The sequence below is a fragment of the Streptomyces sp. NBC_00370 genome, assembly GCF_036084755.1.
In the GTDB taxonomy this organism is placed as follows: domain Bacteria; phylum Actinomycetota; class Actinomycetes; order Streptomycetales; family Streptomycetaceae; genus Streptomyces.
Genome location: NZ_CP107968.1, coordinates 8,244,320 through 8,266,136 on the forward strand (window position 1 = coordinate 8,244,320; position 21,817 = coordinate 8,266,136).

At 68.6% G+C, this 21,817-nt stretch carries 22 protein-coding genes; 10 read left to right on the top strand and 12 right to left on the bottom strand.

Annotated features, from left to right (window positions below; genetic code table 11):
* Nucleotides 1-24: 24 nt before the first annotated feature.
* The gene (locus OHS57_RS36095) at nt 25-858 is read left to right on the top strand and encodes a helix-turn-helix transcriptional regulator (protein WP_328584713.1); all 834 of its coding nucleotides are present in this window, start codon (nt 25-27) and stop codon (nt 856-858) included.
* Nucleotides 859-886: 28 nt separating this feature from the next.
* Here the strand turns inward: OHS57_RS36095 and OHS57_RS36100 are convergent, their stop codons facing one another.
* From OHS57_RS36100 to OHS57_RS36110, 3 genes are all read right to left on the bottom strand, one after another.
* Nucleotides 887-1,096 carry a hypothetical protein gene (locus tag OHS57_RS36100; RefSeq protein ID WP_328584714.1) on the bottom strand — a complete coding sequence of 70 codons (210 nt, stop codon included), beginning with the start codon at nt 1,094-1,096 and terminating at the stop codon, nt 887-889.
* A 103-nt stretch (nt 1,097-1,199) separates the two neighbouring features.
* The gene (pyrE, locus tag OHS57_RS36105) at nt 1,200-1,724 is read right to left on the bottom strand and encodes an orotate phosphoribosyltransferase (protein ID WP_328584715.1); all 525 of its coding nucleotides are present in this window, start codon (nt 1,722-1,724) and stop codon (nt 1,200-1,202) included.
* 80 nt (nt 1,725-1,804) lie between these two features.
* A complete protein-coding gene (locus OHS57_RS36110; RefSeq protein WP_328584716.1) occupies nt 1,805-2,272 on the bottom strand; it encodes a DUF6086 family protein in 468 nt (155 codons plus the stop codon).
* A gap of 242 nt (nt 2,273-2,514) precedes the next feature.
* Between OHS57_RS36110 and OHS57_RS36115 the strand changes: the two genes are divergently transcribed.
* The 3 genes from OHS57_RS36115 (at nt 2,515) to OHS57_RS36125 (ending at nt 4,495) form a co-directional block, all read left to right on the top strand.
* Entirely contained in the window at nt 2,515-3,510 is a 996-nt protein-coding gene (locus OHS57_RS36115; RefSeq protein WP_328584717.1) for an alpha/beta fold hydrolase, read from the top strand.
* A gap of 159 nt (nt 3,511-3,669) precedes the next feature.
* On the top strand, nt 3,670-4,230 hold the full coding sequence (locus OHS57_RS36120) for an isochorismatase family protein (RefSeq protein WP_328584718.1): 561 nt from the start codon (nt 3,670-3,672) through the stop codon (nt 4,228-4,230).
* 76 nt (nt 4,231-4,306) lie between these two features.
* Nucleotides 4,307-4,495 carry a hypothetical protein gene (locus OHS57_RS36125; RefSeq protein ID WP_328584719.1) on the top strand — a complete coding sequence of 63 codons (189 nt, stop codon included), beginning with the start codon at nt 4,307-4,309 and terminating at the stop codon, nt 4,493-4,495.
* Nucleotides 4,496-5,047: 552 nt separating this feature from the next.
* On the opposite strand, the gene OHS57_RS36130 is transcribed toward OHS57_RS36125, so the two are convergent.
* Both OHS57_RS36130 and OHS57_RS36135 read right to left on the bottom strand, forming a co-directional pair.
* Nucleotides 5,048-7,867 carry an FtsX-like permease family protein gene (locus OHS57_RS36130; protein ID WP_328584720.1) on the bottom strand — a complete coding sequence of 940 codons (2,820 nt, stop codon included), beginning with the start codon at nt 7,865-7,867 and terminating at the stop codon, nt 5,048-5,050.
* Nucleotides 7,868-7,872: 5 nt separating this feature from the next.
* Nucleotides 7,873-8,529, bottom strand: a complete 657-nt coding sequence (locus OHS57_RS36135; protein WP_328584721.1) for an ABC transporter ATP-binding protein — start codon at nt 8,527-8,529, stop codon at nt 7,873-7,875.
* A 122-nt stretch (nt 8,530-8,651) separates the two neighbouring features.
* Here OHS57_RS36135 and OHS57_RS36140 point away from each other — a divergent pair, with 122 nt between their 5' ends.
* Nucleotides 8,652-9,284, top strand: a complete 633-nt coding sequence (locus OHS57_RS36140; RefSeq protein ID WP_328584722.1) for a PadR family transcriptional regulator — start codon at nt 8,652-8,654, stop codon at nt 9,282-9,284.
* 51 nt (nt 9,285-9,335) lie between these two features.
* On the opposite strand, the gene OHS57_RS36145 is transcribed toward OHS57_RS36140, so the two are convergent.
* Nucleotides 9,336-10,001, bottom strand: coding sequence for a TetR/AcrR family transcriptional regulator (locus OHS57_RS36145; RefSeq protein WP_328585242.1), 666 nt, complete (start codon nt 9,999-10,001; stop codon nt 9,336-9,338).
* Between the two features lie 109 nt (nt 10,002-10,110).
* Between OHS57_RS36145 and OHS57_RS36150 the strand changes: the two genes are divergently transcribed.
* Complete coding sequence (locus OHS57_RS36150; RefSeq protein WP_328584723.1) at nt 10,111-11,073, top strand: SDR family NAD(P)-dependent oxidoreductase; 963 nt, start codon at nt 10,111-10,113, stop codon at nt 11,071-11,073.
* On the opposite strand, the gene OHS57_RS36155 is transcribed toward OHS57_RS36150, so the two are convergent.
* Nucleotides 11,049-12,524 (bottom strand): MFS transporter, encoded by a 1,476-nt coding sequence (locus OHS57_RS36155; RefSeq protein ID WP_328584724.1) that lies wholly within the window; start codon nt 12,522-12,524, stop codon nt 11,049-11,051. The two genes, OHS57_RS36150 and OHS57_RS36155, sit on opposite strands and share 25 nt — an antisense overlap.
* Nucleotides 12,525-12,624: 100 nt before the next feature.
* Here OHS57_RS36155 and OHS57_RS36160 point away from each other — a divergent pair, with 100 nt between their 5' ends.
* The 3 genes from OHS57_RS36160 to OHS57_RS36170 all read left to right on the top strand — a co-directional run bounded on the left by OHS57_RS36160 (nt 12,625) and on the right by OHS57_RS36170 (nt 17,226).
* Nucleotides 12,625-13,182, top strand: a complete 558-nt coding sequence (locus OHS57_RS36160) for a TetR/AcrR family transcriptional regulator (RefSeq protein WP_328584725.1) — start codon at nt 12,625-12,627, stop codon at nt 13,180-13,182.
* A 323-nt stretch (nt 13,183-13,505) separates the two neighbouring features.
* A complete protein-coding gene (locus OHS57_RS36165; protein WP_328584726.1) occupies nt 13,506-16,037 on the top strand; it encodes a carbohydrate-binding protein in 2,532 nt (843 codons plus the stop codon).
* A 37-nt stretch (nt 16,038-16,074) separates the two neighbouring features.
* Nucleotides 16,075-17,226, top strand: coding sequence for a ricin-type beta-trefoil lectin domain protein (locus tag OHS57_RS36170; protein ID WP_328584727.1), 1,152 nt, complete (start codon nt 16,075-16,077; stop codon nt 17,224-17,226).
* 32 nt (nt 17,227-17,258) lie between these two features.
* Here OHS57_RS36170 and OHS57_RS36175 read toward each other — a convergent pair whose 3' ends face one another.
* Entirely contained in the window at nt 17,259-17,888 is a 630-nt protein-coding gene (locus OHS57_RS36175) for an NADPH-dependent F420 reductase (protein ID WP_328584728.1), read from the bottom strand.
* A gap of 33 nt (nt 17,889-17,921) precedes the next feature.
* Nucleotides 17,922-18,656, bottom strand: a complete 735-nt coding sequence (locus tag OHS57_RS36180) for an SDR family NAD(P)-dependent oxidoreductase (RefSeq protein ID WP_328584729.1) — start codon at nt 18,654-18,656, stop codon at nt 17,922-17,924.
* 144 nt (nt 18,657-18,800) lie between these two features.
* On the opposite strand from OHS57_RS36180, the gene OHS57_RS36185 reads away from it, so the two are divergent.
* Nucleotides 18,801-19,412 carry a TetR/AcrR family transcriptional regulator gene (locus tag OHS57_RS36185; protein ID WP_042001429.1) on the top strand — a complete coding sequence of 204 codons (612 nt, stop codon included), beginning with the start codon at nt 18,801-18,803 and terminating at the stop codon, nt 19,410-19,412.
* A 62-nt stretch (nt 19,413-19,474) separates the two neighbouring features.
* Here the strand turns inward: OHS57_RS36185 and OHS57_RS36190 are convergent, their stop codons facing one another.
* The 3 genes from OHS57_RS36190 to OHS57_RS36200 all read right to left on the bottom strand — a co-directional run bounded on the left by OHS57_RS36190 (nt 19,475) and on the right by OHS57_RS36200 (nt 21,783).
* Nucleotides 19,475-20,029 carry a 3-oxoacyl-[acyl-carrier-protein] synthase III C-terminal domain-containing protein gene (locus OHS57_RS36190; protein ID WP_328584730.1) on the bottom strand — a complete coding sequence of 185 codons (555 nt, stop codon included), beginning with the start codon at nt 20,027-20,029 and terminating at the stop codon, nt 19,475-19,477.
* 20 nt (nt 20,030-20,049) lie between these two features.
* On the bottom strand, nt 20,050-20,991 hold the full coding sequence (locus tag OHS57_RS36195) for an MBL fold metallo-hydrolase (RefSeq protein ID WP_443043026.1): 942 nt from the start codon (nt 20,989-20,991) through the stop codon (nt 20,050-20,052).
* Nucleotides 20,992-21,360: 369 nt separating this feature from the next.
* The gene (locus OHS57_RS36200; RefSeq protein WP_328584731.1) at nt 21,361-21,783 is read right to left on the bottom strand and encodes a VOC family protein; all 423 of its coding nucleotides are present in this window, start codon (nt 21,781-21,783) and stop codon (nt 21,361-21,363) included.
* Nucleotides 21,784-21,817 lie beyond the last annotated feature (34 nt).

The window sequence follows — 21,817 nt, forward strand, 5'->3', positions numbered from 1 at the left end:
CCTACCCGGCCTGTTGGACAGCACATGACGACCCACACGGTGGACCCGACCCGGGAGCTGGCCGCGTTCCTGCGCACCCGGCGCGAGCGCCTCGACCCCCATGAGGTCGGTCTGCCCGAGCGGCGCCAGGGCCGCCGTACCCCGGGCCTACGCCGCGAAGAGGTCGCCGAACTGGCCGGGATCAGCATCGACTACCTCGTACGGCTGGAGCAGGCCCGCCCGTTGCGGCCCTCCGCCGACGTGGTCGAAGCCCTGTCCCGCGCCCTGCGCCTGGCCCCCGACGAACGCACCTACCTGTACGACCTCACGCAGCAGCGGCCCCGCGTCCCCGCCAAGCCGCCCACCACGGCGGCGCCGCCGCTGGCCCGGCTGGTCGCCGACCTGTCGCCGCTGCCGGCCATGCTGATGAACCACCGGTTCGACATCCTGGCCTGGAATCCCGCAATGGCGGGGCTGCTGATCGATTTCGACGCCTTGCCGCCCCAGCAGCGCAACGCGATGTGGCTCTGTCTGATCCATCCGGAGATACGCGAGTACTACGTCGACCGGGAACGGGTCGCACGCGAGGGAATCGCACACTTGCGCGCCGCGTGGGCCGCGCATCCGGAAGACCAGGTGCTGAACGAACTCATCACCGAATGCATCACGCACAACGAGCTGTTCGCCACCTTGTGGGCCGAGCGGGACATCACGACCAACGGCCGTGGACACAAGGTGGTACGGCATCCCGAGGCAGGCGAGATCGCGGTCCACTTCGAAGTGCTCATGCCACTTCAGAACCCCGACCAACGGCTGATGATCTGCCGCGCGGCCGACGACGCCAGCCAGGCGGCGATGGACCGGCTACCGGCACGCTGAGGCGACGAGCACGCGCCCACCGGGTCGGTCAGCCTGGCGGAATGTTCCCCGCGACCTTGTCCAGATGCTCCAGCTCGGTGGAATCGATGCCCGAAACCTCGGCAACCTCCTCGACCGGTTCCCCTTCGCGGACCGCGGCCACAGCCTCAAGTTCTACATCGGCACGGGCCGCGTCCACGGCAGCCTCAGCGCTGCGCTGACGCTGCGCAGCCAGTTCGACGGAGGAGATCGCATCCATGAACCCCATATTTCCACATACTTGAGCCACATCCGCGCCGACACATGGCTGCCGACTCCGGCAGCGCCAGAACGGTGTGTCGCTCACGCCTTTTCGCTGCGCCTCAGGCGGCAGTTCTGAGGTCTTCGGCGGTGAGCAGCGACAACAGTTGGATACGTTCCCCCGCAAGCGCCTCGGCTCCGCCCTGCTGGCGGTCGATGACGCAGAGGGCCTCGCGAACGTCGGCGCCCAGAGCGCGCAAGTCGGCGGTGGACAGCACAATTTGACCGCCGCTGGTGACCACGTCTTCCACGACCAGCACTCGCCGCCCGGTGATGTCCGCGCCTTCAGCCAGGCGGCACGTTCCGTACGTCTTGGCCTGCTTGCGGACGAAGGCGACAGGAAGTCCGGTGTGCCGGCCGAGCGCGGTGACCACCGGGATGCCGCCCATCTCAAGGCCGGCCAGTACTTCCGTGGCCTTCGGTACGAGCGGGGCCATCGCCCCGGCGATGGAGTCAAGGAGCACGGGGTCGCTCTCGAAGCGGTACTTGTCGAAGTACTCCGAGGTTCTACGGCCGGAGCGGAGGACGAAGTCACCCGTGAGGTGAGAAGCCGTATGGATCTGCCGAGCAATTCCTGAAGACGTCACAGGACGGAAGTATCCCAGGCGAGCCGAACCGGCTGGTGGCTGTCGTCAGCACGCGGAGACCCGGGCCAGGCAGCGCAGGCTTACGCCGTCATGGAATGGCCCAGCTCGCGCGACTTCTGTTTGAGGGCCGCTATCCAAGCCTCCTCAGGGGAGGCCGAGGCCGCCGGGACCTGAACCTCCTTGAGGCCGCCTACCTCGGCGGAGCCGGGCGGCTGCCAGTTCACCTCGATGCCTGCCCTTTCCGCCAAGACCAGCACCGTGGCAATGAATCCCTCGGACAGCGCAGCCGTCACGGCGTGGCTCGTTGTCCGGCGCCACGCGAGCAGGGCGTCGACGAATGGTTCGAACACGAGGGGATCGATCTGGCACTCGTCAGCCTGCATCGGGCCAATGCCGGAGGGCAGACCCAGTTCTGCTTGATAGACGCTCACCTGGCTCATGAACAGCCGGGAGGCACCGTTGGACGGGTTCCATAGGGTGTCGTCCCCTAGTTCGTAGTACTGGCTCAATGCGCCCCTCCGGTGGTTGTACCGCAACGCGTCAGCCATGCGGCTGAGTAGGTGAGTTGGTCCACCTCTCGAATCGTGCCACGGTCGCCTGCGGCGCGACCTCGACACGTTCGGTATCGATCGGTTCGGAAATGCTACAGTCCTCTCGTCTCGATCCGTACCGATCGGTGCAGAAGCGATGGAGGGGTGTGCGGGGGTGACGGCGAAACAGCCACCTTCGCGTCGCCACTCCACGGCAATCGGACACGGCAAAACACCGTCAAGGAAAAGGACTTACGCACATGGCACACGAGAAGCCCGGCGACCCCGCGCCCTCACGCCGCCCCAGCAGGCGCAGCGTGCTGGGCGTCACCGCCGGTGCCGCCGCAGCGAGCCTGCTCGGGCTGCCGGTTGACACCGCTGCCGCCGCCTCGACGAGCGGGAAGCCGAAGGCGCCGACACTGGACGGTTTTACGAGCCGCTTCGCCAGCGTCAACGGCACGCGGCTGCACTACGTGACTGGAGGTCAGGGCGCCCCCCTCGTCCTGCTCCCCGGGTGGCCGCGTACCTGGTACCAGTTCCACAAGGTCATGCCGCGACTCGCGCGGCACTACCGAGTCATCGCCCCGGACCTGCGCGGCATGGGCGACTCCGACAAACCCGTCGGCGGGTACGACAAGAAGAGCATGGCCAGGGACATCTACGAACTGCTTCGCTCCCTCGGCCACCGCCAGGCGTACATCGCAGGCGAGGACATCGGGTCGATGGTGGCGCACAGCTTCGCAGCGAACCACCCCGAAGCGACCCGCAAGGTCGCGCTCTGGGAGGCCGGGCATCCCACGCAGGTGTTCAACGACATACGCATGCTGCCCCAGCCGGGTCAGCCGGCTCCATGGTGGTTCGCGTTCAACGTGCTCGACCAGTTGCCCGAGCAGCTCCTCCAGGGGCGATTCCGGTTGCTGGTCGACTGGTTGATCGACTTCCAGGGCGGCGACCCCACGGCCTTCAGTGAGAGGGCGAGAGCCGTCTACGCCGCCGCCTACAACACGCCGGACGCGATCCGCGCTGGGAAAGGCTGGTACCAGACCTTCCAGCAGGACATCGCCGATCTTGAGGGCTACCCGGCACTGACCATGCCTGTGCTCGGAATCGGGGGCAAGTACTACGAGCTCCTGCGCGCGCAGCTGGACGGGCTGGCGACGGACGTGCGGTACGTCGAGCTGAAGGGGGCGGGGCACTACCTCGCCGAGGAACGCCCCGACGACATCGTGCGGGAACTCACCGCGTTCTTCGGGTAGCCGCTCATCGAGGGATCACCTCCCCGCGAGCCCCCGCGAGCCCCCGCGAGCCCGTGCGAGCCCGCGCGAGCCGGGGGGCCGGCGGTCGGTCCGGCCCACTGTCAGTGGGTGGGGCTACCGTGCGTAGACGTACGAGCCCCGCCCGAAAAGAGGTAGATCATGACCACTTTGAAGAAACGGCCGAACACCGTGCTCCTGGTCGTCGACGTGCAGAAGGACGTCGTCGCAGGGGCGTACCGGCGCGACGAGGTCGTCGCGAACGTAGCCGGCCTGGTCGAGCGTGCGCGGCGGGAAGCGGTGCCCGTGATCTGGGTCCAGCACTCCGACGAGGGGCTCGCGCGGGGGAGTGACGGGTGGCGGATCGTCCCGGAGCTCACCCCGGAGGACGCCGAGCCGCTCGTCGAGAAGAGTTACGGCGACTCCTTCGAGGACACCACCCTGGAGACCGTACTGTCGGGGCTCGGCGCCGGCCGGCTCGTCGTCGTCGGTGCGGAGACCGACGCGTGCATCCGCTCGACGCTCCACGGCGCGTTCGCCAGGGGGTACGACGCGACGCTGGTCAGCGACGCCCACACGGCGGGCGACAAGACGGCGTGGGGAGCGCCGCCGCCTGACCAGGTCATCGCGCACACGAACCTGTACTGGACGTACCAGACGGCGCCGGGGCGCACGGCCGGAGCGGTGGAGACGAAGGACGTCGTCTTCGACGGCACATCCTGAGGATTCGACTCAAGGGGGCATCCGTGCGGGCAGGGCGCTCGCCTACCGGCCGCGTCAGGTTCCGGCGATCTGGGAAATGGTGATCTTCCACAAGGTCGCGGCAACGGTGCTCGCCTTCACCATCCTGGACACCACCGAGGGCATGCAGCCCTCGATCACCGACACCTCGGTCGCGGCGCTCACGATCTTCGCGTACGTCGTCTGCCGCTGCTGGGAGTCGTGGCGGGTCATCAAGCGCGCCGACGCCCCGGCGAACGCGTTGTGAGCTGTCGGGTTACTGGGTCCGAAGGGTTGGCCGGGACGTCCCGGCCAACCCTTCACTCCACGGCAGGCAGCACGCGAGCAGATGATGCGTGACATCGTGCGGGTGGGACGCGAGCACCTGGCGACGGTACGTCCGGCCGACCTGTCCCTACGGGCCGTGGCCCGCGACGTCGGCGTCGTCCCGTCGGCGCTCTACCGCTACGTCAAGGACCGCGAAGCGCTCATCACGCTGCTGATCGTCGATGCGTACAACGAACTCGCCGACGAGGTCGACGCGGCCCTCGCGGCGGCCTCGGGCCTGTCGTACCGCAAGCGGCTTGAGGTGGCGGTACTCGCGGCGCGCGCCTGGGCCGTTCGCGAACGGTCCAGGTTCGCCATGCTCTACGGCACACCGGTGCCACGGGCCGGGTACGCCGAAGGTGGCGGCCGCCCAAAGAAGGAGCCGGTCGTCGATCGACGGCGTGCGCGTGATCATGCGATCGGCAGGCGCACTGACGTGTCGCGGACGCGGCGGCCCGGGACCCGCGAGGGTGTCCCGGGCCGCCGCCCGTCGTCATTCGGCGGCGAGCAGGTGGGCCGGAGCGATACGGGACAGTCCGCGGATCGGTACCGTCAGGGCCGCGCTCACCAGGGCGGTCGCGGCCAGGGTGGCCAGCAGCGCGGCACCGGTTATCGCGAGGAGGTGTCCGTGCAGGACGCCCTGCCCGAGTGACACCACCGCGACGAGGCCGGCCACCGCACCGGACAGGCCACCCAGCAAGGCCAGTCCGATGCCCTCGTAGAGGGTCAGCCTCGCCAGTTCGCGGTTGGTCCAGCCGGTTGCCCGCAGCACGGCGAGGTCGGCGGCGCGCTCGCGTTGCGAGATGACCAGGACGTCGATGGCTCCTGCGGCTCCCAGCAGCAGCGACAGGGCGACGCTGAGGTAGTCGGCCTCACGCGCCTGTGCCACCACGGCGTTGCCGAGCAGCGATCCCGCAACTTCGCCCTGGAAGGCCAGGGTCAGGGCGAGCAGTACGGTGAAGGCAGCCACCCCCAGCGCGAGCCCGGCGGCCCCGAGCAGGGTCCGGCCCCGTACCCGCAGCAGGTTGAGCATGGCCAGTCCGGCCACCGAACGTACGGGACGGGCGCTTCGAACCGCCGTCACCGGGGGCCGTACGGCTTCCATCGGCCCCAGCCGGGTGGCGAGCCAGGCGGGGACGAGGCCCGCCGCCAGGGCCAGGAGCAGCGCCACCGGCAGTACGAGGAGTGACTTCACCCCTGCCTCGGGCTGTCCCAGCATGCTGCCCAGCACGTAGGCGAGTACGGCGCCCGCGGCCCCGGCGGCCAGCCCGATGACCGCCAACTCGCCGAGCACCAGGCGCAGTACCTCCCCGCCGCTCCACCCCAGACAGCGCAATGTGCCGATCTCGGTGCGGCGTGAGCGTACCGAGGCCAGTGCCGCCTGGCCGAGGAAGAGGGCGCACACGACGAGGACCAGCACGAAGAGCAGCGCGCTCTTCGTGTCCACGGCCTTGAGGATGCGCAGGGCCACGCCCTTGGCGACCCACGGCTCCTTCACTCGCGCCGAGGCCGTCAGCGCCACCGTCTGCGGCACTTGCGAACTGCCCACGGTGACGTCGACCTGAAGTCGCGGGTAGGCGGCCCGGATCCGGCCGGCCACGGCGTTCACCCGTGCGCGGGACGCGGCGTCGACGCCGGTCACACCGGCCACCCGGATCCGGACGGCGCTGACCGGTGCCTTGTCCTGGATGCCCGGGGCCCGGCGGCTGTGGGTGAGTGCGGAGATGGAGTCCATCGTCGTCAGCATGGTGGGCGGGGGACTGACGTAGCCGCCCAGGTTGCGGTCGGGCCGCAGCGGCTTGTCGCCGAGCGCCGCGCGGGTGGCACTGTCAGCGCCGGTGACCTGCGGCGGCTGGTAGGTCTCCAAGGGGGCGTCGGAGAGGGGGGAGAAGCCGGGCAGCTTGTCGGTGTCGTAGCGGCCGACCAGCTGGACGAAGGGATTGGGCAGCCGCCCGGAGTCGGGCCCTTGGCAGTAGCCGGTGCCGATGCAGTCCGTGGCGGGGTGGGCGGTCACTTTCCGGTATTGCGTGCCCTGGTTCTCCTCGGGGACGTAGAGGAGCGGCTGTTGGTCCGTGGACAGCCAGAGGCCGGGCTTCTGCGCGGGCTGCGGCTGTGCGGCGAGTGCGCCGCGCGGCGCGGGGCGGTAGGTGACGGGACCCACCGTCCAGTACGCACCGGTGTCGAACGAGGCGTCGGTCAACGCTCTTTCGTATCCGGGGTCCAGGTCGGCGCCGACCCGGCCGACCTGCGTACCGTGCAGACCTTGGACGAATCTCGCCGCGGTGGGGTTGCCCAGTGCGGAGGGGAGCTCGGCCGGGTCGCCCACGTCGAGGCGCTCGACGGTGGCACTGAGCGTTCCCGAGGTCAGCGGTTTGCTGCTGAGCATCGCCGGGATGTAGCGGTCGTGCTGTCCGTAGACGCTTTTTGAGGGGGCCGCCACCCAGGGCTTGTCCTTGCCGGTGAGCATCCGGCCCGAGGTGACCGTGTCGCCCAGGCCGACGAGTTGCTCCTCGGCCGCCGGGTCGATGGCGGACAGCAGCACGGGGTAACCGGTCCAGATGTCGGCGGTTGCCTTGCCCTGCCCGGACTGGCAGTTCAGCCGCGACTTCAACTTCGGGTCGAAGGGGGACTTCCCGGTGAGGTCTTCGCCGATCAGGTTCGGCTTCATCGGCAGTTCGGAATTGAACTCGGTCTTCTCGGTCTTGTCCCGGTTGAAGTAGTAGCAGACGTCGTATTTGTCGTCGAGCCGGTACCGTCCGGTGTCCTTGGTGACCGTGCCCTTCTCCAGGGTCTTGGACCCGAAGAGGTGGTCGGGGGTCGATGCCGACCTCAGAGGCTCGCGGGTGAGATAGACGTACTGGTCGGCGGCGCGGTAGCTGCCCAGCCCCGCGGTGATGGTCGGGCTGATACGGAGGATCTGCCGGGTCGCGTCGCTGTCCAGGAAGCGGGACACGTCCACGGTGACGGAGCTGGACACCATCAGGTAGCCGATGTTGGCGACCGGCGCGGCCACCTGCACCCCGGACATGCCGCGGATGCGCCGGTACTGGTCCATGGTGATGCCGCCGAACGTCCCCGACAGGAAGTTCGGCGCGACCGACCCGTTCTGCCGCTCCACATCGGTCTGCGAGGCCGGTGGACGCACCAGGACGTCGTACGCCGACCGGGCGTTCTTCCGCACGGTGCCCACGGTGGTCGCTTTGCTCGTGCTGACCGTCGCGGTCAGCAGCGTGAAGCTCGTCGCCGCCACCAGGATTCCGGTGGCCAGGGCCAGCGCGCGGCCGCGCCGCCGCCGGAGCTGTTCAACGATCATCGCTATCACGGCCGCAGACCCCCGAGCCGGGTCAGTACGTCGGCGGAGGGCGTGATCTGCTGGTCCGAGACGATTTTGCCATCGTGCAGACGTATCACCCGGTCGCCGCCCGCGGCGACCTCCGCGTCGTGGGTGGCGATCAGCATCGTCATCCCGTACCTCTCCCGGAGCGACATCAAAAGGTCGATGATCTCCCGACCGATGACACTGTCGAGGTTGCCGGTCGGTTCGTCGGCGAGCAGGAGCCCCGGCCGGTTGATCAACGCGCGTGCGAGTGCTACACGTTGCTGCTGACCACCCGACAACTGCGCGGGCAGCGCGTCGGAACGCTCGCTCAGACCGACCGCTTCGAGCAGTTCCGTGGCGCGTTCCCGCCGGTCGAAGTCGACCTTGCGCGGCAGGACCGGAGCCAGCACGTTGTCCAGCGCGGTCAGTGCCGGCAGCAGGTGGAAGCGCTGGAACACGAAGCCGACCCGGCGCCGGTGCGCGTCCAGGTTCTTCGGCACCAACGTCGTCCCGTCGACCTCGACATGCCCTTGGTCGGGCTTGTCCATGCCGCCGGTCACATGCAGCACGGTGGACTTGCCCGCGCCGGAGGGTCCGGTCAGCATCACCACCTCTCCGGCCCTGATCTCAAGATCGACCGCATCCAGAGCGGTCAACCCCGGATACTTGCGTGTCACTCCACGCAACGTCACGCTCACAGCCATGGACAGAGCCTCGCTTCAGTTCAATACATTGCGACAATGCAGGGGTATGTTGTCACAATGCAGAAGGGAGGTATATGCCGCTCCACCACGCCGTGCTCGCCCTGTTGACCCAGCGGCCTAACCACGGATACGAACTCAAGGCCCGGTTCGAGGAAACCATCGGCCCTCAGTGGGGTGGGCTCAACATCGGTCACCTCTACCAGATCCTCGAACGGCTGGTCCGTGACGGCTATGTCTCGCGCTCGCAGATCACGCAGGCGGACCGGCCCGACAAGAACCTCTACACGCTCACCGAGGCCGGCGAGACGGAGTTGCGCGCCTGGGCCACCACGCCCTGGGTACGCGTCGGCGGCTTCCGCGACGAGCTGTTCCTGAAGCTCCTCGGCGCTGTCGCCCTGGGCCCTCAGGTGCTCGACGGGCTGATCGAGGCGCAGCGGCAGACGTACCTGTCCGAACTCGCGGGCCTGGCACGGCAACGGCGGGCCCATTCAGCCGAGCCCCTGGTCGCCGTTCTGATCGACGCCGCCATCGCACACACCAAGGCCGACCTCGGACTGCTGGACAGTGCGGCGCGGCACCTGGGCCCACTCGCCACCGCGCACGGCCAACAGGGACAGGGCCAGCCGCAGGTGCGCGAGCAGACGAAGACCGGTACGACCGACCCCGGCGACGACGGAACGACGCCACCGCGGGCGGCCTCCGCGTAGCGGCGGAACGTAGCGGACGTCCGGTGCCCGGCCTGCCCGGTGCGACGTGCGTCAGCGCCGGGGGAGCACGCCCAGGAGAGTCGCGGTCAGGGCCTGCCTCAAGTAGTCCTTCAGCTCCAAGTGGAACCGGGCCAGGTCGGGTTCGGCCTGGTAGGCCGCCTGCAAGCTGGGTGGCGGTGTGCTGTACGCCGACAGCGCGCCGGCCATGACCATGGTTTGCAGGCTGAACAGTGTCGCGTTCTCGCCCAGTTCCGGCAGGTACTTCTGGATCAGCGCGGTCATCGCGGTCAGGCGGTCCAGAGAGGCGCGCTTGTAGCGCGCCACGACCTCGACGGAGACGTTGTGTTCCAGGACGCTGCCCTGCGCGCCGAAGAGTTCGCACAGCGCCAATCGGCCGGAGAGTGAGCGGCTGAGGATCTCGGCCACCGCTGTCGCTCGCTCGGCCATGGGGTGATTCTCGTCGACGCCGTCGGTCAACTCGGCTGCCAGCTCCGTCAGCCACTCCTGCAGGAAGCGGTCCAGCAGTTCCAGCAGCACGGCCTCGCGCGACTCGAAGTAGCGCAGCACGTTCGGCTTCGCCAGCCCTACCCGGCGGCTGAGCTCGTTCAGGGTGACCGCGGCCACGGGCATCTCATCGAGCATCGCCGACGCCATGTCGAGGATCGCCCGTCGGCGGATCTCCCGCTGCTCTTCGGTCCGCGCCCGCTGGAAAGTCACGCTCACCAGCCTAACTTAAGTACCTGCGGTACGTTGACAACGTACCGGGAGTACTTTAACGTTGTCGGCACAAGATACCTTCGGTACGTTATTTGGACGGGAGTCCGACATGGGCGAGAAGTGGACGACGGCGAACATTCCGGACCAGCGCGGGCGGGTGGCCGTGGTGACGGGCGCCAACACCGGACTGGGGTACGAGACCGCCAAGGCGCTCGCCGGGCGCGGGGCGTCCGTGGTGCTCGCGGTGCGCAACGTCGAGAAGGGCGAGCAGGCAGCGGCCCGTATGACCGGCGACGTGAGCGTGCAGGCGCTGGACCTGACCTCGCTCGACTCCGTCCGGACCGCGGCGGCGGCGCTGCGGTCCCGGCTCGGCCGGATCGACCTGCTGATCAACAACGCGGGCGTGATGTACACCCCGAAGCAGACCACCCGGGACGGCTTCGAGATGCAGTTCGGCACCAACCACCTCGGCCACTTCGCGCTCACCGGGCTGCTGCTGGACCTGATGCTGCCGGTGCCCGGCTCGCGTGTGGTGACGGTCAGCAGCACCGGTCACCGCATCCGGGCCGCGATCCACTTCGACGACCTGCAGTGGGAGCGCACGTACGGCCGGGCCGCCGCCTACGGTCAGTCCAAGCTGGCCAACCTGATGTTCACGTACGAGCTGCAGCGCCGGCTCGCCGCGCACGGCACCACCGTCGCGGTGGCCGCGCACCCCGGCCTGTCCAGCACCGAGCTCGCCCGCAACTCCCCTGCGGCCCTCCGGATTCCGCTCACCTGGCTCGCACCGCTGATCACCCAGACACCAGCGATGGGCGCGCTGCCGACCCTGCGCGCGGCCACCGACCCCGCCACGCTCGGCGGTCAGTACTACGGTCCCGGCGGCCGCAACGAGATCAAGGGTCACCCCCGGCTGGTCACCTCCAGCCCGGATTCGTACGAGGTGGCCGTCCAGCAGCGGCTGTGGGCCGTCTCCGAAGACCTCACCGGAGTGACGTTCCCCGACGTCCGCCCCAAGCAGAACTCGCTTCCGACGGGGCCTGCGAATCAGCTCGCCACACGGCGGCTCTGAGATTCGGGCATCGGCGCGGTGGCGAGGCGTTGGCCGTTGCGGGCTGCGGCAGCCTTGGCCCAGCTGCTGGTGGAGAGGGCGCCGAGCGCGAGCGCGACGAGTCCGCAGCCTCCGAGGACGGCCCAGGCTGTGCGGCTCGAGTGGATGAAGTCGGCGCCGGTGCCGGCCACGATCGAGCCGGTGACGGCGACGCCGATGGAGATGCCGAACTGGCGGGCGCTGGCGGCGAGCGCGCCGGCGACACCGACCTGGTCGGCCGGCAGTCCGGAGATGGCGGTGTTGGTGATCGGCGGGGTGATCAGGCCCGCGCCGAGGCCGAATACGGCGTAGGCGGCCAGCAGGTAGACGCTCTCGGTGTGCGCGGTCAGGGGGACGAGAAGGAAGCCGCCGACGGCGAGCAGCGCGCCGCCCAGCGTGAGGGGGAGGCGGGCGCCCTGGGAGGCGAGAAGCCGCCCGGAGAGATGGGCGGCGACGGCCTGGCCCACGGCCAGCGGGATGATCATCAGCCCGGCGTGCAGGGGGCTGAAGTGGCGCTGGTCCTGGAGATAGAGGGTGTTGAGGAACAGGAATCCGCCGAGGGCGGCCGACATCACGACGGAGATCGTGTTCGCGGCGGAGAACGGAGGGCTGCGGAAGAACCGCAGGTCGATCAGTGGCTCGGCGCGTCGGGGCTCGACGACGAGTATCCCGGCGAGGGCCAGGACGGCGAGTACGAACAGCCCGACGATCCGGGGATCCGTCCATCCGTAGCGGGGGCCCTCGATCGTCGCGGCGATGATCGACGCGAACAGGACGATGATCAGTGCCTGGCCGGGCGGGTCGAACGCGCGGGCCCGCGCGGCCTTGGACTCGGGGACGAATTTCTGGGTGAGCAGGATGGCGGCGATCCCGATCGGGGCGTTGACCCAGAACACCGATCGCCAGTCGATGCCGCTGACCAGCAGGCCGCCGAGCACGGGACCGGCCGCGATGGTGGTCCCGATCGCCGATCCCCACACGCCGACCGCTCGTGCCCGTTCCCGGCGGTCGGTGAAGACGCTGACGATGATCGACATCGCGACCGGGTTGAGCATCGAGCCGCCGACCGCTTGCATGCCGCGGAAGACGATCAGCCACCCGACGGTGGGCGCCAGACCGCACAGGAGGGAGCCGAGGGAGAACAGCGACAGCCCGAGCTGGAAGATCCGCTTGCGGCCGAAGCGGTCGGCCATCGAGCCGGACAGCAGGAGCAGACAGGCCATGACCAGGGAGTAGGCGTCGACCGTCCACTGCAGGCTGCTGTCCGAGGCGTGCAGGTCCTTGCCTATGGACGGGAGTGCCACGTTGACGATGGTGAGGTCGATGCCGGTCACGCACACGCTGAGACAGCAGATCGCCAGCACCAGCCGGCGGTGAACGGGACGTGACGGGCCGGTCGTCGCCGTCGGCCCGGGGGTGTTCGCTGTGGTCATGGCGGATCCTTGAACAGATTCGATAGAGTCTCCGGTGGAAACGGAGAGGGTGTCCGTATCACCATACGGAGACCCTGTCCACTTATGCAAGGACGCTTGAATGACTGACCATCCGCCCTCCAAAAGGGCTGACGCGGCGCGCAACCGGCGGCGGATCCTCGAAGCGGCACGTACCGCGTTCGCCGCCACCGGGGCCGAGACGTCCATGGCCGAGATCGCCCGGAGGTCCGGGGTGGGCCCGGCAACCCTGTACCGCAACTTCGCGACCCGCCACGAACTCCTGGAGGCGCTGCTCGTCGACGAGGTCGACGAGGTCTGCGCCGCCGCGGCGACGGTCGAGGGTGACAGTCCGGGGGAGCGGCTCACGACCTGGCTGCGCCGGTTCTTCCAGTACGTCACCACCAAGCGACCGGTCGTTCTCGGGCTGCTTGAGCACACCGACAGGACCGATCCCGTCTTCGACAGTCGGGGCCGGCTGCTCGCGGCCGGCCAGCCGCTGTTCTCCGCCGCCCAGGACGCGCACCAGATCGCCGACGACCTCGACCTCGGTCGGATCCTCGACCTCGTGGTGGCCATCGCGAAGATCCCCGGCACCCCGGAGTACCGGCAGCCGATCATCGACGCCGCACTCGCCGGACTGGGCGGCCGCGCCACCTGACGTCTCCTGGAGCGTGTCGATCGCCGATCGCATATATAAACAGCGATCTGGAGAACGAACGCACTTGGCGTGTGACGACCTCTCTCACCGGGGAGGATGTCCAACCCGCTGCCGAGTGTCCACATGAGTGAACTCATGTTGGTAACTGTTTCTTCGTCTTGAGTCTTGACCTCAAAACTGACACGCCCGCACACTAAGCGTCATTCCCCGCACCGGACGCACTCAACTACCGCCCCGATACGTCGAGTTCGCAGCGCGCGGTATCCACGCTCAGCTGAATTGCGCTGCCCCGCAATGACCGCCACGAGACGAGGAGCACGTTTATGACTGGATTGAATCGTCGCGATTTCATCAAGGTCGCCGGTGTCGGGTCCGCCGCCCTGACCCTGCCCCTCGCAGGTGCGGTGGCCCGGGCGAGCGCAGGCACGGTCTCGCCGACCGTTCTGAAGGGAACGGTAAGTGCGTCGGGCGCCTGGCAGGTGACCGCGAGTGAGCTGGGCTGGACCTTCAGCGGTTCGGTCGGACCGGCGACCGGTGTCGCCACCCGCTCGGGGACGGACGCGCTGGGCACCTACTCCGAGACCACGTTCACCTTCCAGTCGGGCGCGCGCAAGGGCGGCATCCGCGTCTACAACAGCGCTTCGGCCGTCGTCTTCACCGACACGTACGTCAAGGCCGCGGCCAATGCCAAGCCGTTCCCCACGATCACCGGCTACCCCGCGCTCCCGCACCGGCTGAGCCACCACGAGTGCTTCGGGAAGTTCCAGTTCAACACCTTCTCGGCCGCGGCGGACAGCCCATGGGTGTTCTTCGACGCCAAGGGCAACACCTTCGTACTCTCCGCGGCCAACCACTTCCAGGAGGCCCGGACCACCCAGGCCTCGGACGGCTCGATCGCCGCCGGCGTACTCAGCTCGATCGGCAGTCTGCCGGCCGGCTACACCCGGCAGACGATCCTGTCGACCAAGGCCGGCATCGGCGCCGCGTATCACGCCTGGGGTGCCGCGCTGACCACGCTCGCGGGCAAGACACTGCCGGCGAACGACACGGGTCCGATCCTCAACACCCTGGGCTACTGGACCGACAACGGCGCCGACTACTACTACAAGTACGACCAGTCCAAGGGATACACCGGCACGCTGCTGGCCGTTCGTGACGAGTGGGAGTCCCAGAAGATCCCGATGGGCTACCTGCAGCTCGACAGCTGGTGGTACCCCAAAGGCCCCGACAACATCTGGGACGACCTGCCGGACGGCACCTACAGGTACGAGGCGGACAAGGAGCTGTTCCCGGACGGACTCTCCGCGTTTCAGCGGGAGTTGGGGAAGCCGCTCGTCGTCCACGGCCGGTGGATGGACAAGTCGAGCCCGTACCACGGTCAGTACCAGTTCTCGAACGACGTCGTCATCGACCCGAAGTTCTGGCAGAGCGTCATGGAGTACCTGCGTGACGGAGGAGTCGCCGTCTACGAGCAGGACTGGCTCTGCAACAACGCCAAACCCGGCGACAACCTCACCGACGCCGACGCGTTCTTCGACAACATGGCCCACCAGGCCGCGAACGGCGGCATGGACCTGCAGTACTGCATGGCGCTGCCGCGCGACTACCTGCAGAGCACGCTCTACCCCAATCTGACGACCATCAGAGTCAGCGACGACCGCTTCGAGCGGTCGAAGTGGGACGCGTTCCTCTACGACTCGCAGTTCGCCGGCTCGCTCGGAGTGTGGCCGTGGGTCGACGTGTTCATGAGCGCGGAGACCAACAACCTGCTGCTGGCGAACCTGTCGGCGGGACCGGTCGGCGTCGGTGACGCGCTGGGCAAGCTGAACGCCGCCAACCTGCGCCAGGTGGCGCGCCCGGACGGGGTCATTGTCAAGCCCGACGTGCCGATCGTGCCCACCGACGCGACATACGTCGGCGAAGCGGACGGGAAGCTGCCGGCCATGGTGGCCACCACGCGCGTCGCGCACGTAGGGCTGAACTACCGCTACGTCTTCGCCTACGCGCGGCAGTCCACCCCGCCCGAGCAGACCTACCAGGCGGAGAGCGCGACCCTCTCCGGGCCGATCGTCGCCACGGAGAACTCCGGGTACACCGGCAGCGGCTACGCCGACTACCAGAACACCGATCAGGACTACGTGCAGTGGACGGTGCAGGCTGCCGCCGCCGGCACGTACACGCTGATGTTCCGCTACGCCAACGGCGGCGCCACCGACCGTCCGCTCGCGATAGCCGTCAACGGCGCTTCCCGCACAGCGGCGTTCGCCCCGACCGGTTCGTGGACGAAGTGGGACGTCCAGGGGCTGACCGTCACACTGGTCAAGGGCGCCAACACCGTACGGGCGACCGCCACCGGGTCGAGCGCAGGCAACATCGACTGGCTCGGCGTCAGCCGGGGCACCGTACCCACGGAGCCGTCACAGGCCGTCTCCGTCAGCCTCGCCTCACTGGGCCTGACCGGACCGGCCTACGCCTACGACTACTTCGCCGGCACCGGCAAACTGGTCGCCCAGGGCGGCAGCGTGAGCGCGACCGTCACCACAGGCACGTACTGGGTCGTCGCACCGGTGGGCACCTCCGGCATCGCCTTCCTCGGTGACGCGGGGAAGTTCGTCTCGCACGGCGACAAGCGTGTCGAGCATCTGAGCGACGACGGGAGCGTACACACCACGGTCGCCTTCGCTCCGGGCGAGGGACCGGTGACCCTGCACGGCTACGCGCCTCGAAAGCCGACCGCCACCGCGACCAGCGGCAGCGTGGGCGCCGTCGCCTACAACACGTCGACCAAGCTCTTCACGGTCACCGTCACCGCGCCGGCGGCCGGCAATGCGGCGGTCGTCACCATCGCTCCCTGACCAACCGAACCGGCAAGCAGAGAAGGCGAGTTCGGACATGAGAAGACGTGTCACGGTGGCCGCGGCAGCTGCTGCCTTGATCCTCGGGGCGTTCGGCGGGTTCGTCCCCGCGGCCGGGGCCGCGTCCCTGGCACCCCCGGCGCCCGCCTCGAAAGACATGCCCGCCGCGGCCGCCGCCCCTGCCGCCCTCCGGCTGATGCCGCTGGGAGACTCGATCACCTGGGGCGTCGGCAGCAGCAACGGCAACGGCTACCGCGTCCCGCTGCGGGACCAACTCACCGGCGAGGGCCACACCGTGGACTTCGTCGGTGGTGTCCAGAGCGGCACCATGAAGGACCCGGACAACGAGGGCCACCGCGGCTGGCGTATCGACCAGATCGCCGGCATCGCCGACTCGACCCTGAGCATCTACCGGCCCAACGTGGTCACCCTGATGATCGGCACCAACGACCTCAACCAGGACTACCAGCCGGCCACCGCGCCGGACCGGCTGCACGCCTTGGTCGACCGGATCACCGCCGACGTACCGGGCGTTACCGTACTGCTCGCGTCGCTGATCGTGTCGACCAACTCGGTCGAGGAGCCCTACCGGCCCGCCTTCAACCAGCAGGTGCCCGCAATCGCGCAGGCCGAGCAGGCGGCGGGCAAGCACGTCCGTTACGTCGACATGAGCGCGCTGACGTCCGCCGACCTCGCGGACCCGCTGCACCCCGACGACGGCGGCTACCAGAAGATGGCCGACGCCTTCCACGCGGCGATCGAGTCCGCCGACGCGGCCGGCTGGATCGGGACCCCGGGCCCCAGCGGCGTGGTGCGTTCCGGCATCGCCGGCAAGTGCCTGAACGACGGGCATGCCAAGACCGACAACGGCACGCCCATCGAGCTGCGGGGCTGCAACGACACCAACGCACAGTGGTGGACCTGGCGCACCGACGGCACCCTGCGCATCTACGGCAAGTGCGTGGACGCCGCGGACGGCGGCACGGCCGACGGCACCCTGGTGCAGCTCCACGACTGCAACGGCACCGGAGCCCAGGTCTGGCAGCTGTACGACGGCGGCTACCGCAACCCGCAGTCAGGCCGCTGCCTGGACGACCCCAACTCGTCGACCGTGGACAACACCCAGTTGCAGCTGTGGACCTGCAACGGCACCGACGCGCAGAAGTGGACGACGCTGCAAGCGACGTAACTCACCCCGGAACAGAGCCGTCAACCGTCCGCTCAGACGGGGAGTTCGGTGATGCTGAGGGCGAAGTCCAAGTTGCCCACCCCGTTGTTGGCGAGGCCCACAGTGAACAGGCCCGCTCCTTCCAGCCAGTGCGCCATTTTCAGACCGCCGACGTCCAGCGGGCGCAGCCCGAGGCTCTCGACGAACTCCGCCACACGTGCCTTGGCCTGCGCATCGTCACCGGCGATGAAGACGTCGGGCCGCCCCTTCTCCAGGACATGACGGAAGATGGTGTTGAACGCCTTCACCACACCGGCACCGGCCGGGGCCACCTTGGCGACTTCCTGTGCGATCGAGGTCTCCTCGCGGTGCGCCAGCCCGTCGAACGTGGCATTGAAGGGGTTGCTGATGTCGACGATGACCTTGCCCGCGAGAGCGTCTCCGTACTGGGCGACGACCGGCACGACACCGTCGTACAACAAGGCCACGATGACGATGTCCCCGGCCGGGGCGGTACCCCACTCTCCCGTCGTGGCGCCGCCGCCGAGAGCCTTGGCCAGCTCGGCGGCCTTGGTCTGATCGCGGCCCATGATCTCGACGGTGTTGCCGCCCGCCACCGCCCGCGCGCCGAGGGTGCGGGCCATGTTCCCGGTGCCGATGATGCTGATGCTGATGCTGCTCATGAGATGTCCTGTCCTGGTGGTGAGTTGGTCGGTTCAGAGGGCGGTGGTGCCGCCGTCGGCGACGAGTTCCATGCCGTTGACGTAGCTGGAGTCGTCGGAGGCGAGGAAGAGGGCGGCGGTGGCGATTTCGTCGGGGCGGCCCATCTCGCGGCGGGGGATGAGGGACTCGAACTGGCTCTTGGTGGCCTCGTCGAAGAGTTCCGCCTGTTTGGCGGTGGCGACCTGGCCGGGGGTCAGGACGTTGACGCGGATGCGGCGGTCCTTGAGCTCGTTCAGCCAGACGCGGGCCCAGGCCTGCTGGACTGCCTTGCTGCCGGCGTAGACGCTCCAGCCGGGGAAGGCGCCGAGGGAAGCGTTGGAGCCGGTCATGAGGATGGAGCCGCCGTCGTTGAAGAGGGGCAGGGCCTTCTGGACGGTGAACAGGGTGCCGCGGGCGTTGAGTGAGAACGCGGCGTCGAACTGGGCCTCGGTGATCTCGCCGAGCGGCGCGGGCTCGCCCATGCCGGCGCTGGCCCACAGCACGTCGATGCTTCCCTTCTCCCGCTTGACGGTGTCGTACAGGCGGTCCAGGTCGCCCAGGTCGGCGGCGTCGCCCTGGACGCCGGTGACGTTGCGGCCGATCTGCTTCACGGCCTCGTCCAGGGCGTCCTGGCGGCGGCCGGTGAGGAAGACGTGCGCACCCTCGTCGACGAACAGCTTCGCGCCGGCCAGCGCCATACCTGTGGTGCCGCCGGTGATGACCGCTACCTTGCCGTCGAGCTTTCCCATGGTCGCTCCCTTGGGTCGGTGGTGCCGTGTGTAACTGGGGCGACGGCATTAAGTACACCGCCCTGTGTGCTTACGCTACGGGGTGGGCGGCCGAGAGGCAAGCTAAGTACACCGGTCGTTACCCGGCTGGGGTAACATGGAGCCATGACGGAGTTGGAGAAGGGCCCCACGGGCCGCCGACGCGGCCGGGGCGCCCGCGAGCGCATCCTCGGCGCGTCCCAGCAACTGTTCCGCGAGCAGGGCATCAGCCGCACCGGCATGGACCAACTCTGCGCGGCGGCCCAGGTGTCCAAGCGCACGGCCTACCAGCACTTCACCGGCAAGGACGAGCTCGTCGCCGAGTACCTGCGCCGGTTCGACCCCTCGGTTCTGTCGGGCGTGTTCGACCGCACCGACCTCACCCCCCGCGAACGGCTCCTCGCCGCCTTCGACGTCGCCCCCACCACCCCTCTGTGCCCCTACATCGCTGCCGCCGTCGAGCTGCACGACCCCGAGCACCCCGCATCCCAGTACGCGCGGGACTACAAGAAAGCCGTCGCCGCGCGGCTCGCCGACGCCGCCCGTGAAGCCGGCGCGGCCGACCCTGAACAGCTCGGCGAGCAGCTCGCGCTGCTCATCGACGGCGCGGCGGCCCGCACCCGGGTCCTCGACGCCGACGCTTTCCCCACCGCCGCCGCCATCGCCACAGTCCTCATCGACAACGCCATCCCCGCCACGGCCGGCGACGACCGGCAGCGGGCCGAAGCGTCAAATTGACGCGGTACGCCGAGCGAAGCGCTGTCCCCTCAGGTATGCCGCCGTAACTACCCCTGGGACGTTCATGACTTCTCCCAGACCATCGTCATGATGCTCATGCCACCGCCGAGTCCGACGAACAGCACGCGGTCGCCCGGCGACAAGTTGGCGTGGACGCGGTCGAGTTGCACGCCGAGGCTGGCGGAGGCGATGTTGCCGAGCTCCGGCACTGTGACCACGAGACGGTCCTCGGGGACTCCGCTCATCTCCACGAACCGCTCCAGGTTGGGCAAGGTCACCTGGTGGACCAGGACATGGCGGAAGTCGGTCCACTCCAGGCCGGTCCGATGCCGCATCCGGTCGAGTACCGAGGTGCCGACCTTCTCGAAGACCGCCCGCAGTTCGTTGCCGTCACCGCGGAAATAGGTGTGCTCGTCGCCGCGGGGATGCCGCGAGCCGCCTCCGAAGATTCCGCCAACAGCCCAGTGTTCGGAGCGAGTCTCACCGTCGACGTCGAGGATGCCGCCCCGGTCGACCGCCTCCAGGACGACCGCGGCGCCCGCGTCCCCGAAGGTGTAGCCGGCGAAACTCTCCCGGAACTCGGCGAGGTTCGCGGGGTCCCGGCGTACGGCTCCCACGATCCGATCGGGCAGAACAGTCAGGTGCGGGAGAACGGCGCCCAGGTGGCGAGTTCGAACCCGGCACCCTTACGGCGGAGTTCGAAGGCGCCATGGCCGGGCAGGTGGGCCGGGAGCACGAGGGCGTTGTTGTCGGCGGCGTACGCGAACATACGCGCACGGCTGGCCCGGGCGCCGTCCTCGTCCTCTTCGAAGCAGCTGTTGATGTGCGGCTCGTGGACCTGGATGGCGCCGTGCAACAGGTCCCCGGCGAAGACCGCACGGTCGCCTGCGGACTCCAGGTGGATGATCGATGCGCCTGGGGTGTGACCGGGAGCCAGTTCCAGACGGAGGTTGGAGTCGATGGTGTACGACTCGTCCCAGGTCTTCACCAGACCGGCCTCGATGACCGGGTCGACGCTGTCCTCGTAGACGTTCTGGTTGCCCCGGCCGAACACGGTGTTGTGGAGGTTGTCCGGCCTCCAGTACTCGACGTCGCGCTGCGGCATGAGGTAGGTCGCGTTGGGGAAGGTGGGGATCCAGTCGCGTCCTTCGAGCCTGGTGTTCCAGCCGACGTGGTCGTCGTGCAGATGAGTGTTGACGACGAGGTCGACATCCTCGGGCCGTACGCCGACGGCGGCGAGGTTCGCCACGTACGAGGTGTCCAGGTAGGACCAGATCGGTTGCAGGGGACGGTACTTGCCGTTGCCGGCGCCCGTGTCGACGAGAATGACCTTTCCCTCGCTGCGCAGCACCCAGGACTGGGTCGCAGCGCGGGTGAGGTCGGTTCCCGGGTCCCAGTGGTCGGGTGCCAGCAGCTCGGTGTGACGCTCCCACTCCTCGGGCCTGCTGTTGGGAAAGAAGACATCCGTGGTCATCGGGGTCGTGTCGGAGTACTCCATGACGCGGTGGATCTGCACATCACCGAGTTCGATGGTGCTGACCGTCGGCCTCCCGGATACCGGGGAAGTAATGGCGGACAAGGTTCTCCTTCGAAAGTGTCGGACTCTGTCCACCTTGCGGGTGAGTGCGGCTGGGCGGTATCGGACACCTGACTGCACTTGGCGGCGCCGCGGAATCGAAAACAAACGGCATGGGTGTGGGCGTATGCCATGCATTACTTGCGCGATCACCGTGGCTGCCAGAGGCAGCTTGGCGATATCGGCTGCGATGTCCTGGGCGCGGTGGCGGTACGCGTCCTGCCGACCGCGTCGAACGGTTCGGCGACGATCAGGTCCGGAGCCCCATCCGGTGGCCCGCCCGACGCTTTCCTCGGCAGCGAGGCCGATACGGGCGCCGCCGAAGATCTCACCGATGGTCGCCGGTGTCGGACGGTAGGCCGATCCGTCGGATCAGTCGTTGTACGGAGCGGTGACGTCCAGAACCCAGGTGACGCCGAAGCGGTCGGTGAGCATGCCGTACAGCGGCGCCCACTGCGCGGGCTCCAGCGGGCGCACGACGGTCGAGCCTTCGGCGAGCTTGTCCCACAGGGTGGTTGTCTCCTCGGCGTCGTCTCCACGCACAGAGACGAAGAACGGGTTCTCGCCCTGGTGCCAGGGCAGTTGAGAGGGCACGTCGTAGGCCATGACGTGGAAGCCGTTGTCACCGGCCACCTCGCCCCACATCACCCACTCCGCCTCGCTCTCGTTCTGCACGGCGCCGGCATCCTTGTAGGTGACCGCGACGGTACGTCCGCCGAAGACGGACCGGTAGAAGTCCAGCGCCTCACGTGCGTCGCCTCGGAAGTTCAGATGAGTGGTGGTCGTGACGGACATGACCTGCTCCTTGCCTCAGTGTGAGAACTGTGCG